Here is a 21019-nt window from a genome sequence, read left to right as displayed (position 1 = left end):
CAGGCTTGGGCGGTTCCATGGCAATGCATGATGCATTCACTGCAAACAGCTAGAATCTTTTTCGGCGTCGGCGTTGCGATAGTCAAGACGGGTCAGGGCCAGAATCATTTGAAATAAACTGGCTTCGTCGCGACAGAACCGCGTATTTCTCGGCCTGACCCACGGTATATCGGCCAACCCCACATTGCTCTTTTATGATTTGGAGACTATGTTCGAACGGAAAGCGCGTTGGCTCGACGGGATGGCGAAGCTCCCGCCATCGATGCCTGTTCGCTGATGACGCGATCAAGCTTCTGGTGTCCTGATCCGTCGAAGAAGATAACGTGGACATGGCTATGACGCAGCGTATTCATGGTTCCGGAAGGCCGCCCAAACCCCAGGCACCCCGGTGTCTGCGCGCCAGACGTCGGGGCGTGCGCGAGCAGGATTGAGAATGGACCATTCAATTCCCGGTGATCTATCGTCGTGGCTTACGCGCATCGGCCTCGGTGCCCACGCTGCGAACTTTATTTCGCAAGGTATCGACTGGGATGTGATAGGTGATCTGTCCGAGCAGGATCTCAGAGAGCTGGGGCTCCAGCTTGGCGAGCGCAAGCGCCTGCTGAAAGCGCTGGGGGGGTTGAACAGCACTGGCGCGCTGTCGTGCGAGCCGGCCACTCCGACAGACGCGACAGAAAAAGTCCGTCCAGTCCCGCCGATCCAATCGATGCCGGCTGAGCGACGGCAGGTGACTGCCATGTTCGTGGACCTGGTCGGCTCGACGGAGCTAACCCATCATCTGGATCCAGAAGACACGCGCCGCCTGCTGGGTGGCTACCATGAGGTCTGCGCGAGCGCCATAGAAACACATGAAGGCCATATCGCACAGTACCTCGGCGACGGGCTTGTCGTCTACTTCGGCTATCCACGGGCGCACGAGGACGACCCAGTGCGGGCGGTGATGGCCGGGCTCGCGATTCTCTCAACGCTCGGGCACGCCAGTGCCGCCACCGCAACAGGCGGGCACGGGCGCATGCACGTTCGCATTGGCATTGAGACCGGTCTTGTTGTCGCCGGCGAGGTTGGCGCAGGTTCGTCGCTGGACCGTCAGGCGATTGTCGGTGAGACGCCCATCATCGCGGCGCGGCTGCAGGCGATTGCCCCGTCGGACTCGCTCGTGGTTGGGCCGGCTACCAAGCGGTTGGTCGAGCGATCGTTCGTGCTTGAAGAGCTCGGCTGGCGGGAACTGAAGGGAATCTCCGAACAGGTTCTCATCCACCGCGTTCTCGCGCAGTCCGAACCGCGAGCCCGATCAGAGATTTCGCTCATCGGTCGGGTACCCGAGCTGGAGATGATCCGTCAGCGTTGGCAGCAGAGCACCGACGGGGAGATGCGTTGCGTGCTGCTCACGGGGGAGCCGGGCATCGGCAAGTCCCGAGTGCTGCGCGCTTTCGGCAGCGCGATCGACGCCGAAGCGCACGCGGTGGTGTCGCTGCACTGCTCTGCTTACTACCGCAACAGTCCCTTTTGGCCCCTCGTACAGTGGCTGCAGCACAGGTTCGGCATCGGTCAGAAGGCCGGGGATGGCAGCGATGCCAGCCGGCTCGACGCGAGCATTCGGGCAATGGACGTCGACCACGCAGAGACAGTGGTGGTGCTCTCTTCGCTACTGGGCGTGTCCACCGACGGACAACAACCCGCGCTCGACGCGTCCTCGCCAGATTTCAGGAGTCGCTATCTGAACGTGCTTATCGCTCTCATTGCGCAGTTGGCTAGTACACAGCCACTACTGGTCGTTGTCGAGGACGCGCACTGGGTTGATCCGTCCACGTTTGATTTCATCACGGTGATGCTTGAACGTCTGGTGTGCGCGAAGCTGATGATCCTGATCACGGCCCGTCCCGAATTCCAGCCGCGATGGCCCTGCCCGCATCTTGTCCAGCTCAATCTGGACAGGCTTTCGCGCAGTGACTGCAACGCGATGATAGAGCGCATGACACCGGGCAAGCCGCTGCCCCAGGTCGTCGTCGACATGATCGTCGCGAAAACGGATGGCGTACCGCTCTTCGTCGAGGAACTGACCAAAGCAGTGATCCAGGGAGACTTTCTGCGCGATGCAGGCAGCCATTATGAACTCAAGCCGACGTCGCGGATGATTGCGATCCCAGACACGCTTCAGGGCTCACTGCTCTCCCGGCTCGACCGGCTTGAACCGGCGGTACGGGAAGCCGCCCTGATCGCGTCGACGATCGGGCGCGAGTTCAGTCGCAGGCTGCTCTCGATCATTTCGACCATTCCCGAGAGCGAGCTGCAGCAAACCCTCAACCAGCTGATCGCGGCTGAAATCATACTGCCCGCACCGCGCGCGCCCACGACAGGGAACACATTTCTCTTTCGTCATGCATTGATCCAGGAGATCGCCTACCAGTCCCTGCTGATAACGCGCCGTCGGCACTACCACGCCAGGATTGCCACCGCACTCGAAGAGCAGTACCCGCAGGTGGCGGAGCAGCAACCGGAACTACTTGCCCAGAATCTCACGGCTGCAGAGTTGCATGAACCCGCCATCGCTTACTGGCAGCGCGCTGGCGAGCGTGCGCTGACGCGCGCCGCCTTCACTGAGGCGATTGTTCACGCGGAGCGTGGACTGCAACTGGTCGACAGTCTCCACGTGGACCAGAACGCTCGCGTTAATCGCATGCTGCCCCTTATGCTTATCCGCGGCGAGGCCGAACAGAGATTGGGGCGGCGCGACGCAATGGTCACGTTTCGCGACGCCGCAAAGATGGCACGGGACGCGAAGCTGCGCGGATACCTGCTTCAGGCGGCGCTCGGATTTGACCAGGCTGAAACGTTTCTCGAAGGCTCGGGCAAAGAGTCCATCGCGCTCCTCGAAGAGGCGCTTGTACAGCACGGAACCGAAGAGACGGTCGAACGCTGCCGCCTGTTGAGCCGACTCGTGCGCACGTCTCAAATGACGGGGGAGTCGAACCGGGGCCTGCAGTTCGCCATCGAAGCAGTCGCGCTTGCGAGACGCCTGAACGATCGGCCAAGTCTGTTTGACGCGCTCGCATGCAAGCTGATGCATGTCGGCGCCGAGCCGCTACCTGCGCACGTCTTTGCTGCCCGTCGCGAGGTGATGCAGGAACTTCTCCAGATTGCCGAAGAGCTTGGCGATGCTCATTCCATCGGGCATGCGTGCGCGAGATGTTTGACAGGATATCTGGAGATAGGCGAGCTGGAGCGATTTGAAGCAACGCTGGAGCGCTACCGCGAGATTGCCACGAGCGGCCGGCACTTCGTCGATCGGTGGTGCACGACCGCTGCACAGGCCATGCAAGCGATACTGATGGGCGACTTCGCCGCAGCTGAAGACAAGGCAACGGAGTCGCTCAAGCTCGCGCAAAGCGGTAAAGGGGAATTCGCAGCGGGTGTCTATGGGGTGCAGATGTTCACGATACGTCGCGAACAGGGACGCCTCGCTGAGGTCGCGCCGGTGCTCAGACAGTTCGTCAGGGAGCACCCTACCGACTCGATCTGGCGGCCGGGCCTCATGTTGATCTGGACGGACTTGGGTTTTGACGAGTACGCCCGTGACGGTCTAGACCAGATGGAACTGACCGACTCGGCAATTCCTGTGGACAGCAAGCGGCTTATTACCCTCGCGTATCTGGCGGAAGTCGCGGTGCGTCTCGAGGAACGAGAGCCGGCGGCGCGTATTTATGAATTGCTTCGGCCCTTCCAGGATCAGGCCGTGACGGTTCCCGCGTTCACGCTGTGCTGTGGTGCGACGGCGCGTTACCTCGGCATGCTCGCCAGCGTCCTCGGCGACTGGAAGGCTGCATATAACTACTTCGAGTATGCGCTGGAGATGGACGCCCGCCTGCAGGCTTGGCCTTGGCTAGCGCATAGCCAGCATGAATTTGCCATGATGCTGGCCGCCCGCAATCAAGACAGTGACAAAAGCCGGGCGGCGCAGTTGCTCGCAGCATCCGCGGAGACGGCCGGACAGCTAGGGATGTTCGCTTTGCTACAACGCATCAACGGGATCAGCCCTGACGATCAGGTCAGGAACTCCTGAGAAGCATGTTGAATGTCTTCCCCACGAGCAGTAATGCGTCCATTCTTAAAGGAGATCGTCATGCCGCGATTCATCATTGAGCGCAATTTCGCTGAGAAACTTGAACTGACCAACGAGGCGGCGTTGGGGATAAAACAGATCAATGACGAGGAAGGCGTTCAATGGCTTTTTTCATTTCTCAGTGCCGACAAGAAGAAGACGTACTGCCTCTATGAGGCACCGAACGCCGAAGCGATCTTGTCTGCCGCGCGACGTTGCCAGATACCAGCAGATGCGATCGTTGAAGTCAGTGATCTGCGTCCGGAAATGTACGCCTAGCACTGCGCAGACGCCGGTACGCCCTGCGGCTTACCCCGGGCGTCCGCTTTCCTACGCGCAGCTATTCGCAGTGGGTTGATCCGTTGCCGCCACGTGGGGTGATCATGAGCGAGAACGACAATCTCGTGCAGCCTTACCCCGATCCCCGAGCGAGGCGCACGTTGCGCGGCCAGAGGGCGCTTACGTCGCTCAGCGCCGATACGTTCGCGGGTCTGCTGACTGCGCTGGTCGCGCTGTCGTACGCTGCTGGCTACGGTGCCATGATCTTTTCAGCGGGGCTTTCGCCGTGGCTTGCGTCCGGTATGCCGACGGCCCTTACGAGTTGCGTAATAGTCGCGTTCGTGGTCAGCCTCGCGAGCTCTCAATCCTTCATGATCGCCGGCCCCGATTCAAACGGGACCGCGCTGCTTGCCAGTCTGGCAGCGGCTACTGCCTTGTCTGTCCATGCCGCCGGAGGCAGCGACGGCGCGGTGCTTTCGACTGTGCTCCTGCTAATTGCCGTGTCGTCCGTCACCACCGGTGCTCTGCTTCTTGTGCTCGCAAACTGGAAACGGGGCAACGTGATCCAATACGTGCCGTTTCCGGTCATCGGCGGCTTTCTTGCGGGTACGGGCCTGCTACTCGTGGAGGGTGCACTGCGCGTGTTTACCGATGTGCCTCTCGGTGCCGAAATGCCGCGCGCCCTGATGCAGCTGCCGTGGCTTGCCACCGTCCCCGCACTCTTCGTTAGCGTCGCTCTGCTGGTGCTCACCCGCTTGATGCCGAGCTCGCGGTATGTGATCGTACTGCCCGCCATCCTGACGCTCGGTGTCGCAGTTTTCTACATCGGGCTGATAGTCTCTGGGCGGAGTATCGAGGACGCGCAACGCATGGGTCTGCTGTTTCAATACAAGCCGATCGCTACCGTGCAACTGCCATTCTCGCTCGTTCATCAAGCCCGGCTACCTGCGCTCGCTTCGAGCGCACCAGAAATTCTCGCAATCGCTGCGGTCTCGTCGATGACAGTGCTTCTGAACACGACGAGCATCGGCGTGGCGACCGGGCACGACATTGACTACACCCGCGAAATGCGTGCGGTAGGCCTCGCGAACATCGTGACCGGTGCCGTGGGCGGACTGGTCGGCGCGCAATCAATGACTCGCACAATGATCCACTGGCGTCTGGGCGTGCGGAGGCGGCGCGCGGGTGTCCTCGCGGCGGTCTTTTCGTTTGTGGCGGTCGCGTTTTACCCCGGCCTGATGGCCATCCTGCCCAAGCCCGTACTGGTCGGGCTTCAGCTCTTTGTCGGTGCGACAATGCTGACCGAATGGCTCGTCGATTCGTTCAGGCGACTGCCGTGGCATGACTATCTGCTTATTCCAGCGATCATGGTGTGCGTGGCGGCCTATGGCATCGTGGCAGGCGTGGTGCTTGGCGTGATCGCGGCGTGTTTGTTGTTTGTCGTGCGTTATGGGCACGTCAACTGTCTGCGCCTCGAATTCGACGGCCGCGGGCGGCGCTCGAACCTCGAGCGCACCATTGAGGAAAATCGCGTGCTAGACGCTGAAGCGCAGGCGCTCTACGGTGTCGCGCTGCAAGGCTTTTTGTTCTTCGGCACCGCGCACGCGATCCTCGCTCATATTCGCGCGCGAATCGAAGTACCAACCGCTACAGCCCATGCTCACGCGGGTGTGCGGTTGGTGCTTGTGGATTTTGCGCGCGTGCACGGAGTGGACGCATCGTGCATTGCGAGCTTCGAGCGGCTGCGCGACGCCTGCGCCCGCGTGAATGCAAAGCTCGTTTTGACGGGCCTTTCGCCGGCGCTGCGCAAGTGGTTTGCTGACGGCGTCACAGACCCCCAAAATCCCAGCGGCCCGTACTATTCGACCGATCTCGATAGTGGGCTTGAATGGATTGAAACTCAACTTCTGGGTGCGGCGCACGTGACAGGCACCAGCGCATCTGTCTTGGATCTACCTGATACCCTTCATGCGCTGAGGCCGCATTTGGACACGCTCTCGCTCGCGCGTGGCGAGTACGTGTTCCGGCAAGCGGATCCATCGGACGCGATCTACTTCGTTCAGAGCGGCCGGGTGACCGTGGCACTACCCGGGGGCGAAGGACGTATGCTGCGACTCAGGAGCTTCGGCGCGGGAACGATCGTCGGCGAGATGGGCGCGTACACCGGCGCGCGTCGCAGCGCGGACGTTGTCGCCGATGAGCCGACCGTGGTCTTGCGGCTCGCGATTTCAACGCTCCGGCGTATCGACATAGACGATCCGGCCCTCGCCGGACGCATGCACATGTTCGTCGCGCGCGTGCTGGCGACGCGGCTCGCCGTGGCGGACGAGCAAATCCGGGTAGCGCAATGAGGTTCAACAGGTCGTCGATCCGGTTGACGGGTGATCCGCAATTCGCTCGATGATCTTCGGCCGGACAGTTGCACACGCTCAGCGCGTTCGAGGTGTTCGGGCAGTGGCTTGCGTTAGGCGCGCGCTTGCGTCGTTGCTATGAATTGCCCGAGCCAGCGCGGGCGGCCACGCCTTCGTCGGTCTGCAGGTCTTCAAGTCGCAATTCAAGCTGTTCGATCTAACGCTCCAGCTTCTCGGACTTGCGACGGAACTGCATGCGACGCAACTTCGCAATCGTCGGGTTCGGTTCAAGTGCTCGCGGCATTGACGATCTCGTTCGTCGCAGCGAGCAGGCAGCCCGGCGTCGACCCATTTCCATTGGCTATCTGCCGCACCACGGGCCGGAAAGTGAACCGGTTTGCAATTCCGTTTGCGTTGCCGAGCACCGGCAGAATCAATGTCGTCGAGGTGCCGCGTGCCAGCGTGACTTGCGAGAGTGGGCGCGGTTGCGGGAGTTTTTCAACAGAATCGGCCGACTACTGTCCGATGTGTTCGCGCGAACTGAACGCGGTGAAATCGCGACTGCTGAAACTGGGAGGTCGGGAGAGGTCGCCGATGGCGTCGTGACGGGTTGATTCAAAGGACCGGCTTCGATTTTATTGCGCAACTAACCGTCTGGCCGCCAGCAACCCGATAACCGCCGGTTCCCGGCGCCTCGCTTCAGCCGGCAGGGCAGGTGGCGCGCTCGGTCGCTTGCCTCTGGCTGTCATGGGCGTCTCGAGCGTCGATGGTCGACGTCCTTGCAATTTTCCGAGGAAGGTACAGCTGGAAGGTGTTGCCGCGTGATTTTGCGTCTCATGCGCTCCAATGTACTCGTCGGAGGAAGCTGGCGATGCGTGCAGCAGAATATGTACAAGTAGCCCCAGCCGGGATTCATCGGATCGACACCACATCGCCGTCTCCTGGCAATCACCTGCGTGGCGAAAGCGGCGATCCCTGCGCTTCAATTTACAGGCTGCCGGGCGCGCACATATGCCAGCAGCGCGAGGCGGTCCCGGCGTTTTGGAAGAGCTGGGCGCGCGTTAATGCCCCTTCGGTTGACAGTCGACCTGTAATGTCAAGATTCGCGTGCCGAACCGTTTGGCGTCTCATGCGTGTCGGGCGCGTCGGTGATCCGGGCGCCTATAGCGTAGCCAGGCATCGGACGCGCAGAAGGCCGATGGGGGCTGTGTGAAAGCTAGTGAGTTATGCCCCGTTGCTATCCCTCGAGCCGTGGTTGGCCTAAGGGCGGGTATGTGAGGGCGACAGGTCATTCAACGATAGTCTCCGGCTTTTGCGGACGTTCAGCGATGGGGGGCGAGGGACGGCTCCACAAGGTGGTATCTGCGAAGCGACTATTCACCACTGGACGACATACATCGCTGTGGCGACGCGCCAAAGAGTCGCCGGAACATCACAGTAAGCGCGCTGACGTACTGTATCCGAGGTCGACGGCGCCCCGGCGCACCTGATCGCCAGGGCGTCGGGAGGAGCCTGTGGACTACGCGTGAAGTCCCCGTAGCGAAATCGACTTCGTGCAAGCGCGACCGTCTTGTTGTGCCTCGGAATGGCATGCAAAGAAGTACCGCACCGAGGCGCCACTGGGTAGTGTGGATTGCCGTGCGTCTCTACCGTAGTACCCGCACATTGAGGTCGCACCAACCATTGCTTTCCGCACGGCTTCGCTTCCTCTTAGAATGGCCGCCTTAGCCCATTCTCCGCTTCGCCATCATCTTGCTAATCGCTCGTCATAGCCGTTCCGTTCGTTTGATACTCGCCGCGTTCGTGCTTTGGCTCGTGAGTGCACTTGTGATCGTCGGTGTGTTGGTTCTGTCCGAGACTTCCCGGCTACGACGGGACTTCGCGGCTCAGAGCGAAGCCACATACGAAATCATTCGCCAGCGCCTCGATCAGAACGAGGCAGTACTGGCCGGCATTGACTCCATGCTGCACACGTTTCCCGGCGTTGAGTCGGCGGGCCTGAGGGATTATTCACGGCAAATGCTGGCGCGATATCCGCACATCTACATGATTGAACTGCAGCCGCGTGTAGAAGAATCTGATCTTTCGCGGTTCGAGGCATGGGCGAGAAAGGCGATTTACCCGCAGTTCTACGTCAAGGACTACGGATACGGCGGAGAGCGACACTGGCATCCAGTGTCAGGGCGTCCGACTTATTACCCGATCACATTCATGGAGCCGCAGGCCCACGAGGCTCTTCCCGTTCTCGGCCTCGATGTCTATGCCGACAACAAATTCCGGGCAGCCATCGACGAGGCCATCCGTACCGGAAAGCCGTCAATCTCTGCGCCATTCGATCTGTATGAGGGCGGAAGGGCCTACCTGATCTTTAAAGCCGTCTATGCCCACGTGCCCGATGATCTGGCATCGAGGCCGCGTCTTGCGAGCCGGGTGGTGTCGATGTTGATCCACACCGGAAAATTTTTGAGCCGCAACGAAGTGCCGTCGCCGTTGGTCTCGATGCGTATCTACGAACAGGGCTTTGGCTACGACCAGCCGGACGGGATCATCGATCGCGTGGACGCGAAACCTGTTCCCGCGTGGATCAGGCGGTTCACGCCGGAATTCGTGTATCGAAAAACACTCCCGAGCCAGACACAGCCATTCGTGTTCGAAACGCGGCGGCAGCTTGGGGCGGAGGTCATTCCCGTGTTGCCGGTCGTGCTGGCGCTGATTGTTACCTTCGTGATTAGCCTGCTCGCGCTCGTCATCTATCAGCAGCAGATCGTAAGCAGGCGGATCGCGCGAGAAACTGAGCGACACATGTATCTGCGGGAAGAGCAAGCGCAGGTCGCCCGCTTGCACACGATGGGCGAAATGGCCTCGGGAATCGCCCATGAGCTAAACCAGCCATTGGCAGCAATTCTTAGCTACAACCAGGCATGTGTTCGCATGCTGCATGAATCGAACCCGGATCTCGTGGCAATCGAAGGTGCCATGAAATCAATGACCGGTCAGGCAAAGCGGGCGGCCGATATCATTGTGCGACTGCGAGCATTTGTCAGCAAGCGCCCGGCTCAGGTTCTTCCGTTGGATGTGCGGAAGGTCGTGGAGAGTGCGCTCTCATTGGCCGAGCCGTGGCTAAGGCAGGGCTCGGTGGTGGTCAACGTCGATATGCCGGAGCAGATTCCGGATGTGCTTGCAGATAGCGTGCAGATAGAGCAGGTAGTGCTCAACCTCATCCGCAATGCGGTTGAGGCGATGGATTCTATGCCCGCAGGCGGTCGCGTCATGTCGCTGGCGCTGAAGCATGACGAGCGGGCGGTAACCTTACTTGTGCGCGATACCGGGCCGGGCATCTCCGAAGACGTGCGTAAGATGCTGTTCCACCCTTTCCACACCAGCAAGGCCGACGGAATGGGACTTGGCTTGACTATTTGCCAGTCCATTGCGGAAACCTACGGGGGAACTGTGATCGAAAACCCGTCAATGTCGTTCGGCGCTGAATTTCAATTGATCTTGCCGATCAGGGAAACAAGGAATTCGTCATGACGTCCACCGACGAAACAGTCGTCTATCTGGTCGATGATGATGCAGCGGTGCGTGACGCCTTGGCGCTGCTTATTCGGTCTATCGGCCTGAAATCCAAGACCTACGGAGACCCGGCAGCGTTCCTCGCCGACCTTAAGGGCGACGAGGTAGGTTGCGTCGTCCTTGATATCCGTATGCCTGCGTTGAACGGGTTTGCTGTTCAGGAGCGGTTGATTGCGATGGGATGCAGTCTGCCCATCATCTTGATTACGGGGCATGGCGACGTGGCCCAATGTCGGCGCGCGTTTCGGGCCGGTGCTGTAGATTTCCTGACGAAGCCGGTTGACGAGACTGCACTGATCGAAAGCCTGCAAACGGCGATACATCGCGGCCGGGAACAGCAGGGCATGCGGCAGCAGATTAACGAGGCCCGTGAACGGATTAGCCGTTTGACACCGCGAGAACGGTCCGTCTTCGATCTCGTTTGCGACGGCTTGCAGAACAAGTCGATTGCAGACCGCTTGCATCTGTCACTGCGAACAGTGGAGGCGTATCGCGCTTCTCTCTTCGAGAAGCTTGAAGTGGCATCGGTTGCCGATCTGGTTCGACTGCGGCTTATCGGCAACGACCGCCAAAACTTGATACCGTAGTTTCCGCATTTTTTCCCGTATTTCCCTGACTGATTTGCCCGGTTGCCTAACCATAGAATCGGGACGATAGTGGCCTTTCACCTATCGGATCCCGATTCGGTTGGAAGTTGCCAGGGAACCGGAATCAATCGCACCTCCAGAGGCGGTGTAGCAGTGTGCGTCGCAGCGACGTCGCTACCCATTTTCTATGTACGGGAAAAGAATGAAGAAGATTTTGCAGGCTGCGGCCATATCAGTCTGCATTACTAATGCCTATGCGGATGCCAAAGTCCCGTCCCAATTTCAGGGTAAGTGGGCACCGACTTCAGATTGCAGGAAGGCAAAGAATCCGCAGGATACCGAGGCTGCGATGTCGGTCGTACAAATTGATGCGACCAGCGTGTCATACGGCGAGGCGCAATGTTCGCTGACTAAAGTGTCGGCTGCCGAGGCGTCTCATTTGGATGGGATGTTTGATTGTCAGGGTGATGGTGTAGGGGGAAAGGTAGCACTGAGCCTGAAGCTTGAAGGCGGAAAACTGCGTCTCGTGGACAAGGCGGGAAGTATCTGGCGGAGCACAGAGGCACTCCCGCGCTGCAAGTGATCAGTTGTGTGCTGTTGCAGGGTAGACCGACCATTGAAAGTCATTCAGATCACCTACGGAAAATATCAAGTCGAAGAAAACGCTGTAGATCGTCGGGGTTCTCGTGGTGGCATTTTTTTGCGTATAAGGGTGGTGCTCATTTCAATGAGCGATCCGAGAGTACGTCGGATGACCCGAAGTTGAATTCTACTTGTCAGTTCGAGACGAGCCTTCTCGGATGAGCAACGCTCCGGCATGTCAATAGTGCTCGGGCAATGATTTCGTTTGCAAGTCCTGCAAACGCGTGACCGTTGGATGTGCGTAAGCAGCAAGTCGAACAGGTGATTGACGCTATGGCACTGGAAATTGAACATATTGATGCGATTGCACGATCGAAGCAACGCGATGTTTTGTTTGTCGAATTTCGCCGAATCAATCATGACCGGTCCTTAGGGAGGCTGGTCGGTGTATCGGAGTGGCGAGAGCTTCATGCAAGACAGCAAATAATCGACTGGCTGAATGCAGAGGGCATCGGATGGAATCCGTGTGGCGAATTCGCCCATCTGGATGTGCGCTTCGGATATCGCGGACAGATATACATTGACATACCCTTCGACCGGGATCTGTACGCATATCGGGAACTGGAGGCGTTTCTGGAAAATCCGGATGGAACGATGCGGATACCGGGAGCCCGCTTTTGCTGCGTAGCGATTGATGATGCGATGAATAACGCCGAGCACGATGAACCCGGCTTCTTGGAGAGGTTGACAGACCGGTTCTAGTTAAAAGGGATCTCTCGGCGGCGGGAATTCCGGTTTATGCGGCTACCATCAGTAAAGAATTCAAAATTAACGCGATGTCGCGACGACGAAGATAGAAATGGAAGCCTGCAAGCGGGGGAGAGCTTCGGTGCGGAAGCGGTTGAGTTAACTCGCCCGTTAGGATCTCTCGATCTGTACAAGGCCTAAGGGTAGGTATCGAAGAGGACAAGGCATTCCGTACCTGTCGCTGGCCAGCCGCTTCACGTTGCAGTGGTCAGCCAACGTGCAGCTGCGTTCCGTAAAGACGGTGGCCGCCCGGGACTTTCACGAGACGGAACCAACTCCGGGCGTGTGGGCAGTTGGCGGGCAAGGTGGTGACGTCACCGCGGTTGGTGTATGCGCCAACGAACGGCGTCGCGCGGGAATCCGGTCTTGCGCTGTGTCCCGGCGACATCGAAGGTCGTTGTGCCTTCACGCGTCATCGCTGCATAAGCACATGACTCTGATTGTATGGGGTCGTCTCAAAGGTGTGAGGGATTCTGATTGCCGACGCGTGGCGTCGGAGGTCGCGCTTTAACCTGCTCAGGAAAACGCGACCGCCCGGACAGTTTTTCAGTAGATGACATGGGGGCTAATCCGAAGGGCCGATATTTACATCGTTTGTAGAAATCGGGGATGTAAAACGTTTGCCATAAGGTTTTTATTCGACACATCAGGCGGGTTGCAAAACGCATAGATTGAACATTGCTGGGATCATTCACAATGATGCATCCGGGGTGCTAAAGTTCCGTCGGATTCTGCCGACAATCACGAGCATAAGAACCGCGCTATCGAAGTAATTCACGGTGCGCGGCATTGATAAATGCGCACTGGGGCTCTGCGCGGAGCAGGTAACCTGTCTCTATCAAGCCATGAAGTTAACGAGAGAAAAATGAGAAAAGAGAAAACGACCGGTAAGGCATGTATTGCTGTTGCGATGGCAGTTCTGTTCACGAGCGGGGTTGCTCAGGCACAGGAATCAGCCAACGACGAGCTGAATTCGTGTGTCAAGAAGGAGCAGGTCCTGACGACGGCGAAGGGAGCGGGGATCGGTGCGATCACCGGGCTGACTGCAATGCTTGTGACGCACAAGAATCAGGATGCCGGTAAGGCTGCCTTGATTGGCGCGGTGGCTGGTGGTGTGGCTGGTGGTATTGCGGGATTCGCAACCGCCTACTACACGGCGATCGATACCTGCTACAAAAAAAATCCCTCCTGGATGCCGGAGTCGAATATCCAGCGCACCAAGGACTACGACAACGTCAAGAAGCAGATTCACTATCGCCCCAGCCAGGGCATCGTGACGCGTGTTGAGTCAGTGAATATTGCCGGACCGGTCAAAGCCGCTGGTCAGGCCGAGGTCGACAGCGCGTTTATCGTCATGACGCCGGACGGCGCCGAGACGCCCGCTACCGTGGAGCGAAAGCTGTTCGTTGTGGGTGACGATGGCAAGGAGACGGAATTGAAGTTCCCCGGCCAGACTTCGGAGCAGCACACGTTCGAGCCGGGCGAGCAGACGGACGTTGTGCGAATTCCTGTTCCGCCCGATGCCAAGGCGGGCAGCGTGTACCGCGTGCAATTCAGTGTGGCCGCAGGCGAAAAAGCGCCGGTCGTCGCGTCCCAGAAATTTACCGTCACCGAATAAGCGTCGCGGTTCCTGCACGCTGTTTTGCGTTCGCCTGTGGACGGGGTGATGCGCGCGCCATCGGGTTCGGTGGCGCGCATTCGACTGCCTTGCTACGTGTCAACCAATGAAAACGTTTCTAGTGCGCCTGATGGTCCTGGGCGGATCGCTGCTCCTTTCAGCATGCGCAGCCAGTAGCCTGCCGGGTTTCCAGAACGCCTATAAGAGCTACGATGTTCCGCCGTCACTCGTCAATCGGATCAAGGTCAAGTTCCGCGAACATGGCCTTGCGGGCGCAACGGTAGTGCGTGATAGCACCGGCCGAATCCAGCTCGCCGGCGAATATCGCAACGAAGACGAAGTCGACACCGCATTCCTTATTACACAGTCCATCGTGGGGCTGAAGTCGACTTCGCCAATCTATCCGGAACGGATTGACCACACGCGCTGGGAGGCCGCCGCCGGTCAGGCACTCGCGGACTACACGCGGGCGCAGAAGCACGCGTCGGCAACGCCCGTGCGGCGGGCGCTTGTCGTCGGTATCAATCATTTTGCGGATCCGTACCACCTGCCAGACATCCTGGGCGCTGACGATGCCGTCGTCGTCCAGGGCTACCTGCGACAGGCTGGTTATCAGGTCACGGCGCTGCTCAACGAACGCGCGACCCAGGCGAACATCACGGCTGCGATTGCGAAGCTCGACCAGGAAATTGGGCCGAACGATGACGTTTTCATTTACATCTCGAGTCACGGCAACGCGCCGGTACCGACACCGGGCGGTCGGGATCTGCGCAAGATGTCAATCATGACCTACGACTCGGGCGACCAGAGCACGGTCCGCTCGAACGACCGCACCGAAGTCCTGCTGCATTTCCAGGCGCATTCGGTGCCCGATACGCTGGTTCAGAATCTCGCACGCAAGCCTAGCCACACGATGCGCGTTGTGATCGACACCTGCTATAGCGGCGACATGCTCGACGATATCGCCGATGACAGCACGGCCTACATTCTGCGTGCCAACGGCGGCAAAAGCGAGCACGAGGGAATTTCTCTGGCTGCGTGGACGGGCGAGGCCTATGCCGCGAAGGGGATCCACTTCGCCGACGATGCGGGCAGCGGTGCGACGCAAGGTGGCACGGTCAGAACGACGATCGATCGCAGTCGCAGTGGCTACAACATCATTACTGCGACGAGCCCGGAGGAGGAATCGCTCGGCCCGAAGTCAGGCCACTTCACGAGTCCGCTCGCGCCCGACCAGACCCTCACGGGATCGTTCTTCACCCAGTCGCTGTTCGCATACCTTGCGCACTACAAGGGACAACTCGGCCCCGCGTTCCGCGACGCGCAGACCTTCACGTCGCAAAAAGCGCTTAACGGCGGGAAGCATCAAACGCCGCGCCAGTACTCGACCATTCCCGATCAGCAGAACGATCTTTATCAGTAAGCGGCCGGGTTCGGCTCGCAGACGTTAGTCCATAGGAGAATCGACATGCGGTATCCCCTCGTCGCGCTTTCGCTGGCCGTGCTTGCATCCCACGCCTTCGCGGAAGACGAATTCACGGCGAAATCGCTGTTCTTCGCACAAGACAACGCCGTAGTTGCCGTGGGCACCGGCGCATCGCCAACCGCCGTCGCGGCGGCGTCTGCGCCAGCGACCGACGGCGTCCAGCAAACGGCCGGCGCTGGCAAGATCGTGAAGGTCTCGCAAAAGAAGAAGGTCGCCCGGATTGGCGCAAGCTACTTCATTCGCCTCAAGGAAAACGACGGCACCACGCAAGACGTTCTGGCGCGCCGCGTGTTCAAGAGCGGCGAGCACTTCCAACTCGGTGTGAAGGTCAACCGGCCTTCGTACGTCTACATTCTCAATGAAGCACCGGACGGCACCGTAACGCAGATCTACCCGCAGGCGTCGCAGGACAACTTCGTCGACGCGATGGGCGTCGTTTTCTTCCCGGCCAAAGGCTCGTTCGTTTTCGACAGCAATCCGGGTATGGAAAAGCTGATGGTCTATCTCACGCCCGAGCGCGAGCACGGTGATGTCACACGCCGCCTGCGCCACGTCGCACCGGATCTCGTCTCGACGCCCCTGACGCAGACTGCGTCTGACGCGGGTTCGTGCGCAGCAGCGCCTGTAGCCGCGACGGCTGCGGCGGACACCGGGGCGAGCGGCGCGGCGGCGCTGAGTCTTGCGGACGCTGGCACCGGTTACGCCGCGAAGGGCATCGCCTTTGCGCCCGATACGAATACGGGCTGCGGCGCGAAGGTAGCGGCGAACGATACTCAGGAGTTTGCCGCCAAGGGAATCGCCTTTAGCGACGACGCCACGCCTGCTGCAGGTGGCCAGGTCGCATCCTACGTTGTCAAGCAGGCGAAGAAGCCCGAAGCCGCGAATCTCTACCTGAAGATCAATCTCGCCCACGAGTGACGCACGTCGTCATGGACCTCTGAACGGACAGCTTCGACCATGGAACACAACCATCTGATCATCGGCCTTGGCGGCTCGGGCGGAAAAATCATCCGCAACCTGCGCAAGACCATCGAACGCAATCGCGATGCGCAGGGCAACAGTCCTTCGGATGCGTGCTTCGAGTACCTCTACGTCGATACGTCGACCGATGAGCTCGACAAGCACGACGAATGGAAGGTGCTCGGCAAGGACATCGATCTTGCGCGCAGCCAGTACGTCGTCAACACAGCGAGCAGCGTGCGTCCCGTGCTCGACGATCCCGATTCGTTCCCGGGCCTGCGCGACTGGATCGAGCCGCGCAGTATCTTCGGCTTCGTCAAGCCGGGAATCGCGGGTGCAGCGCAGCGCCGCAAGCTCGGTCGCCTCGTCTTCGCGCAGAATGCCCCACAATTCGTGAAGGCCGTCGAGGACCGCATGCGCCTGCTCGAAAGCGGACCGGGCCGCACGGGCGTGACAATTCACGTTGTCTGCGGGCTTGCGGGCGGCACCGGTAGCGGATCGGTCGTGGACGCTGTCGCGCTTATCCGCAACAAGTATCCCAATCCGGATCTTCACCGCATCCTCATCTACGCGCTGCTGCCGGAGAAGGACTCGAAGCGCGTGCGTGACGTGGCGGGCTTTTCGAACTACTACGCGAATGGCTACGCGGCGCTCGCCGAGCTCAACGCGATTGCGGTCGGGCAATATCATCCCGCGAATGTGCTCGACGGCTCTCCGATGGAGCACGACGTCTACTTCAACGGCTGCTATCTCGTGAGCAATCTCAACGAGCACAACCTGCAGTTCGACGTCGACACGGAGATTCCGCGCGTTGTCGCTGAGTTCATCTACCAGAAGACGCTCAACAAGCAGTGGGAAGGGCTCGGCCGCGCGGAAAAGGGCGAGAACGATATCAAGAATTTCGAAAGCGAAGCGGATATCGGCAAGGCACGCGCGAAGCTGTTTCTGTCATTTGGCGTCGAGCGCATCGTGGTGCCGGAGCAGGAAATCAAGGAGTTTCTGGCCTACGGCTTCGCGGAACAGGCCACGCGCCAGCTCATGTTCAACAACTTTCGCCAGGGCGAAGGTTATGCCGACGAGCCTCTGCAGAAGGACTGGGGCTCAGAGGTGCGCAAACCCGAAGTCGCACGCCAGCTGCTGCTAAGCGACGCGCATCTGATGCTCGAGACCGGCATCCTGGAGGACGATGCGAAGAACGCGATGTGGAAGCCGGCGCGCGAGTACTGGAAGCAGATCGTGAGCCGCCTGGCACCGGAGATCCAGGCCGACCAGACGCTCGAACAGACCAACTGGACACACGCGCTCAATACACGTCTCGCGAAGGTTTTCGACGAGACGTACCGCACCATGGGCGGCGTGCGCAAGTTCTACGAGATCAAGGGCAACGCGCGTCCCGAAATGGCGCGCCACATCTGTTCGGTGATCGAGAAGGAACTGTTCAGCCAGTGGAAGGTGGGCACGCATTCGCTTATCCAGCTGCGTCAGTTCGTGGATGCGCAGCTCGCGGTGCTGGACGAGCGCCTCGCCGTGTTCAACGAAGAAATCGCAAAGGCGCCCGCGGCCGAACAGGCCATCCTGCAACGCATCGCCGAGCTGGCGACGCAGTTCAACAAGGTCGGCTTCTTTGGCCAGCATTTGACCGACAAGCGCAGTTCGCTGTTCGCGGACATCGCGAACCAGCATCAGGATCTGTATGCGCTTCGCACGCTCCACGAGGGGCGGCGCTTTGCGAGCAGCCTGCTGCCGTTTGTCAAGGACGGTCTCACGACGCTGCGCGGCCTCATCGACGAGTTGCACCAGAATCTCGCCGCTGCGACCGAGAGAGTGCGTCAGGAACAGGCCGCGCGTCTTGAGGGAGCGGATGCGATCTACCAGCAGCGCATCTTCGATCGCAACGCCATCACCAATGTGATGAAGGCTGTCGTCGTCGACGAGCAGGCGCAGGCCGCGCGCACGCAGCGTGTGCGTCAGTCGATCATCGATCTCGCCGGCACCGACGCGGACTCGTTCGACAAGCTTTCCCGTAGCCTGTCGCTCGGGGCGATCCTCTCGACGATCACCCAGGCGTCGGCGAGCATCGTTGAGTCGGCGCATGCTGAGATCTCGAAGAATCTGCCACCGGTGTTGCACGTCAATATCGTTGAGCGTCTGCAAAAGCAGTATGACGCGAATCCCAGCGGCCTGAAGAATTTCGTCTCCGGTCTCTACGAGACCTCGGGGACGATGCTTCAGTACAACAAGACCGAAGTCGACCGCATGGTGGCAGGCAACGAAGGCGGCTCGCGCGGCACAGCGAGGACGGTCGGCGTGTTCCTGCCCGAATGCGAAAGCCAGAAGGACTTCCACGCGAACCTGACTGCGCTCTTCGAGGCACAGAAGGACCCCGCGTCCGACACGGTCGTCGCGGCAGGCAAGCTCTCGAACGAGATCGTCATCATGAAAATTGCATCCCTGATGCCGGTGCGGTTCATTGAACCGCTCGCGATGCTCAAGCGTCATTACGATGGCCTGCTCGGTGACTACAACGAATCCTGGCTGCTGCATGGCGCCGGTAACGGGAAGAACCTGCCGCCGCTCTATGCGCGTACCGCAACCGAAATTGCGAACCAGGCCAAACGGCAGCCGTACCGGCTTATCGGGCGCCTGCTCGAGATGATCAAGCTGCGCGAAAACCGCACCACGGGCGAGCCGGAATGGGTCTTCGTCTACGAGAGCGACGGGCTGCCCACCTCAAAGGTACTGGCGGGTCGGTCCTGGCAGGACGTGCTTGAGGGCGACCAGGCAGCGGGAGTTCAGGAGCTGATCGAGAAGGAGATCGCTCGCCGTCTTGACGCAGGCTACAAGCATCGCGAGCAGAAGGAAGCGCTCCTTGAGCAGTTCAACAAGCTCGCTCGCGAGCAGTTCGAAAAGAGTGGCGAGGATACCGAAGATCCAGCTTACAAGGCGCTGGTGCGGATGAAGCCGCTGGTGCGCGAGATCGTTGGTTTGACCAATGCGGCGGCCGAGCCGGCTTGAGTGCGGTGATCCGAACGATAAAGAGAACATAAGGACCAACATGACGAGTTACAAGTGCCCGACGCTCGGCGACTGCGAGCGCGCAAACAGCGGAGAGCTTTTCGAGCGGGCGCCGGGGGAGGACCTGAAATGCCCGGGTTGTGGAACCTTGCTCGAGCAGCAGATCAAGCCTGTCTCCGCGCGCGGCCCACGCAAGCCGGTGATCGTTGCGGCAGTGACGGGCGTTGTCGCGCTGGCGCTCGCAGGCGGCGGAGCTGGCGTCTACTACAAGAAGACGCACGGCGCGGCAACTGAGGGCGCGGATAGCGCAGCCCAGGCGCAAACGCAAATGCAGGCGTCTGAGCCTGTAGCAGTGGCAGCCGCGCCTGCATCGGCGACTGTCGCGGCGGCAAGCGACGCACAACCGTCGGCTACGCAAGCCGCAAGCGGCATTGCGCCGAGCGCAGCCGAGATCGCCGCGCTGCGCAAGTCGGGAGACGCAAAGCTCGCACAGGGTGACGCCGCTGGGGCCGAGGCGGCCAGCAACGACGCCGCGACCAAGGAGATGATCAAGGTTGCCATCGCGGACATTGCGCAAGGCAAGCTCGATGATGCCGACAAGGAACTCAAAGACGCGGCGACGCGGGACCCGAAGCAGTCGCTCGTCTACTACAACCTGGGCGTGTTGCGCCTGAAGCAGGGCCGCACCGACGACGCACTGAAGCAGTTCGAGGCGAGCTTCCTCAACGGCTTTGCGTACTTCGACGAGATGGACAAGGATCCGGACCTGGACAGCATTCGCCGCGATCCGCGCTTTACCGCGCTCGTCAGCAAGTATCGCGCTGCCACGACGTGATGCGGCCGATCCGGCTGGCGGCCATCGCCGCCATGGTTCCCCTCGCGCTGGCCGCGGGCTGCTCCAGGAGCGATGGTGCGTCGGTGCTTGGGCACTGGCGCGCGGAGCGCATGCAGGTCTACAGCGTGAAGTTGCCGCTCGGCCCGGATGTCGTGATCAGCAAGGATGCGATCTCGAGTCCGGGGGTGGACGCGAAAATCCCGCTCGACGGCATTGAGCGCAAGGGCGACGAGGCGGTGCTCGATACGACCTACGGCATGGGGATATCGCTCTATTTCGTGAGTCCCGATCGCGTGTACGTGAACGTGCCGATCATCGGAAAGGTGTATTACCGGCGTGTAGATGATTCGCCGGTAGGGACGACTGATGTCGCCACCGCAACAGCGCAACATGCCGTTCAGGCGGTCGTCCCAGTAGGGCCGTCGGTCATCACGCCAGCAGCACGGCCTGCTGAGGTTAGGCAGGTTGCCGCTGCGGCGACCGTTGCGAGCAACGATACGGCGCAGGGGCTCATGCAGCAGGCAGAGACGGCGCTACGGGCAGGTGAAGACGCGCAAGCCGAAAAACTGCTGTCCCAGGCCCAGGCATCTCCGTCGGCACACCCGCTCGTCGACTACGATCTTGCAGTTCTGGCGGCGAAACGCTCTGATGCGGACAGCGCGATCGGTCATCTGAATCAGGCGTTTAAACACGGCTACCGGCAATTCGCGACACTGGATGCAACGCCCGAATTCGAAGCATTGCGACAGGATGTGCGCTATCAGGCACTCGTCGCCCGCTATCGATGAGCGGTGCAGAAGACACGCCCGTTACAATCGATTGATTTC

At 60.1% G+C, this 21019-nt stretch carries 13 protein-coding genes; all 13 read left to right on the top strand.

Going from position 1 to position 21019, the window contains the following annotated elements:
- The first annotated feature begins 433 nt into the window (after window positions 1–433).
- Window positions 434–4060 (top strand): AAA family ATPase, encoded by a 3627-nt coding sequence (locus tag AB3X99_RS37360; RefSeq protein ID WP_368619824.1) that lies wholly within the window; start codon window positions 434–436, stop codon window positions 4058–4060.
- A gap of 60 nt (window positions 4061–4120) precedes the next feature.
- Entirely contained in the window at window positions 4121–4378 is a 258-nt protein-coding gene (locus tag AB3X99_RS37355; protein ID WP_368619823.1) for a DUF4242 domain-containing protein, read from the top strand.
- A 104-nt stretch (window positions 4379–4482) separates the two neighbouring features.
- Window positions 4483–6729 (top strand): SulP family inorganic anion transporter, encoded by a 2247-nt coding sequence (locus tag AB3X99_RS37350; protein WP_368619822.1) that lies wholly within the window; start codon window positions 4483–4485, stop codon window positions 6727–6729.
- Window positions 6730–8544: 1815 nt separating this feature from the next.
- Window positions 8545–10260, top strand: coding sequence for a CHASE domain-containing protein (locus AB3X99_RS37345; RefSeq protein ID WP_368619821.1), 1716 nt, complete (start codon window positions 8545–8547; stop codon window positions 10258–10260).
- The gene (locus AB3X99_RS37340; protein ID WP_368619820.1) at window positions 10257–10889 is read left to right on the top strand and encodes a response regulator transcription factor; all 633 of its coding nucleotides are present in this window, start codon (window positions 10257–10259) and stop codon (window positions 10887–10889) included. Before AB3X99_RS37345 ends, AB3X99_RS37340 begins: the two co-directional genes overlap by 4 nt.
- Window positions 10890–11091: 202 nt before the next feature.
- Window positions 11092–11472, top strand: a complete 381-nt coding sequence (locus AB3X99_RS37335) for a hypothetical protein (RefSeq protein WP_368619819.1) — start codon at window positions 11092–11094, stop codon at window positions 11470–11472.
- A 296-nt stretch (window positions 11473–11768) separates the two neighbouring features.
- Complete coding sequence (locus tag AB3X99_RS37330) at window positions 11769–12233, top strand: hypothetical protein (protein ID WP_368619833.1); 465 nt, start codon at window positions 11769–11771, stop codon at window positions 12231–12233.
- 910 nt (window positions 12234–13143) lie between these two features.
- Window positions 13144–13896 (top strand): hypothetical protein, encoded by a 753-nt coding sequence (locus AB3X99_RS37325; protein ID WP_368603079.1) that lies wholly within the window; start codon window positions 13144–13146, stop codon window positions 13894–13896.
- A 106-nt stretch (window positions 13897–14002) separates the two neighbouring features.
- Window positions 14003–15319 (top strand): caspase family protein, encoded by a 1317-nt coding sequence (locus AB3X99_RS37320; RefSeq protein WP_368619818.1) that lies wholly within the window; start codon window positions 14003–14005, stop codon window positions 15317–15319.
- A gap of 45 nt (window positions 15320–15364) precedes the next feature.
- Window positions 15365–16300, top strand: coding sequence for a DUF4384 domain-containing protein (locus AB3X99_RS37315; RefSeq protein ID WP_368619817.1), 936 nt, complete (start codon window positions 15365–15367; stop codon window positions 16298–16300).
- Window positions 16301–16339: 39 nt separating this feature from the next.
- A complete protein-coding gene (locus AB3X99_RS37310; RefSeq protein WP_368619816.1) occupies window positions 16340–19357 on the top strand; it encodes a tubulin-like doman-containing protein in 3018 nt (1005 codons plus the stop codon).
- Window positions 19358–19397: 40 nt separating this feature from the next.
- Entirely contained in the window at window positions 19398–20192 is a 795-nt protein-coding gene (locus AB3X99_RS37305) for a tetratricopeptide repeat protein (RefSeq protein ID WP_368619815.1), read from the top strand.
- Window positions 20189–20980 (top strand): hypothetical protein, encoded by a 792-nt coding sequence (locus AB3X99_RS37300; protein ID WP_368619814.1) that lies wholly within the window; start codon window positions 20189–20191, stop codon window positions 20978–20980. Before AB3X99_RS37305 ends, AB3X99_RS37300 begins: the two co-directional genes overlap by 4 nt.
- Window positions 20981–21019 lie beyond the last annotated feature (39 nt).

The organism is Paraburkholderia sp. BR10882, from assembly GCF_040948855.1.
GTDB lineage: Bacteria > Pseudomonadota > Gammaproteobacteria > Burkholderiales > Burkholderiaceae > Paraburkholderia > Paraburkholderia nodosa_A.
The sequence above is the reverse complement of the archived record's forward strand: the minus strand, read 5'-3'. Positions and strand labels throughout refer to the sequence as shown.

Coding starts and splice junctions, on each gene's coding strand:
- AB3X99_RS37360 (WP_368619824.1), top strand. CDS start 434: ATGGACCATTCAATTCCCGGTGATCTATCGTCGTGGCTTACGCGCATC.
- AB3X99_RS37355 (WP_368619823.1), top strand. CDS start 4,121: ATGCCGCGATTCATCATTGAGCGCAATTTCGCTGAGAAACTTGAACTG.
- AB3X99_RS37350 (WP_368619822.1), top strand. CDS start 4,483: ATGAGCGAGAACGACAATCTCGTGCAGCCTTACCCCGATCCCCGAGCG.
- AB3X99_RS37340 (WP_368619820.1), top strand. CDS start 10,257: ATGACGTCCACCGACGAAACAGTCGTCTATCTGGTCGATGATGATGCA.
- AB3X99_RS37335 (WP_368619819.1), top strand. CDS start 11,092: ATGAAGAAGATTTTGCAGGCTGCGGCCATATCAGTCTGCATTACTAAT.
- AB3X99_RS37325 (WP_368603079.1), top strand. CDS start 13,144: ATGAGAAAAGAGAAAACGACCGGTAAGGCATGTATTGCTGTTGCGATG.
- AB3X99_RS37320 (WP_368619818.1), top strand. CDS start 14,003: ATGAAAACGTTTCTAGTGCGCCTGATGGTCCTGGGCGGATCGCTGCTC.
- AB3X99_RS37315 (WP_368619817.1), top strand. CDS start 15,365: ATGCGGTATCCCCTCGTCGCGCTTTCGCTGGCCGTGCTTGCATCCCAC.
- AB3X99_RS37310 (WP_368619816.1), top strand. CDS start 16,340: ATGGAACACAACCATCTGATCATCGGCCTTGGCGGCTCGGGCGGAAAA.
- AB3X99_RS37305 (WP_368619815.1), top strand. CDS start 19,398: ATGACGAGTTACAAGTGCCCGACGCTCGGCGACTGCGAGCGCGCAAAC.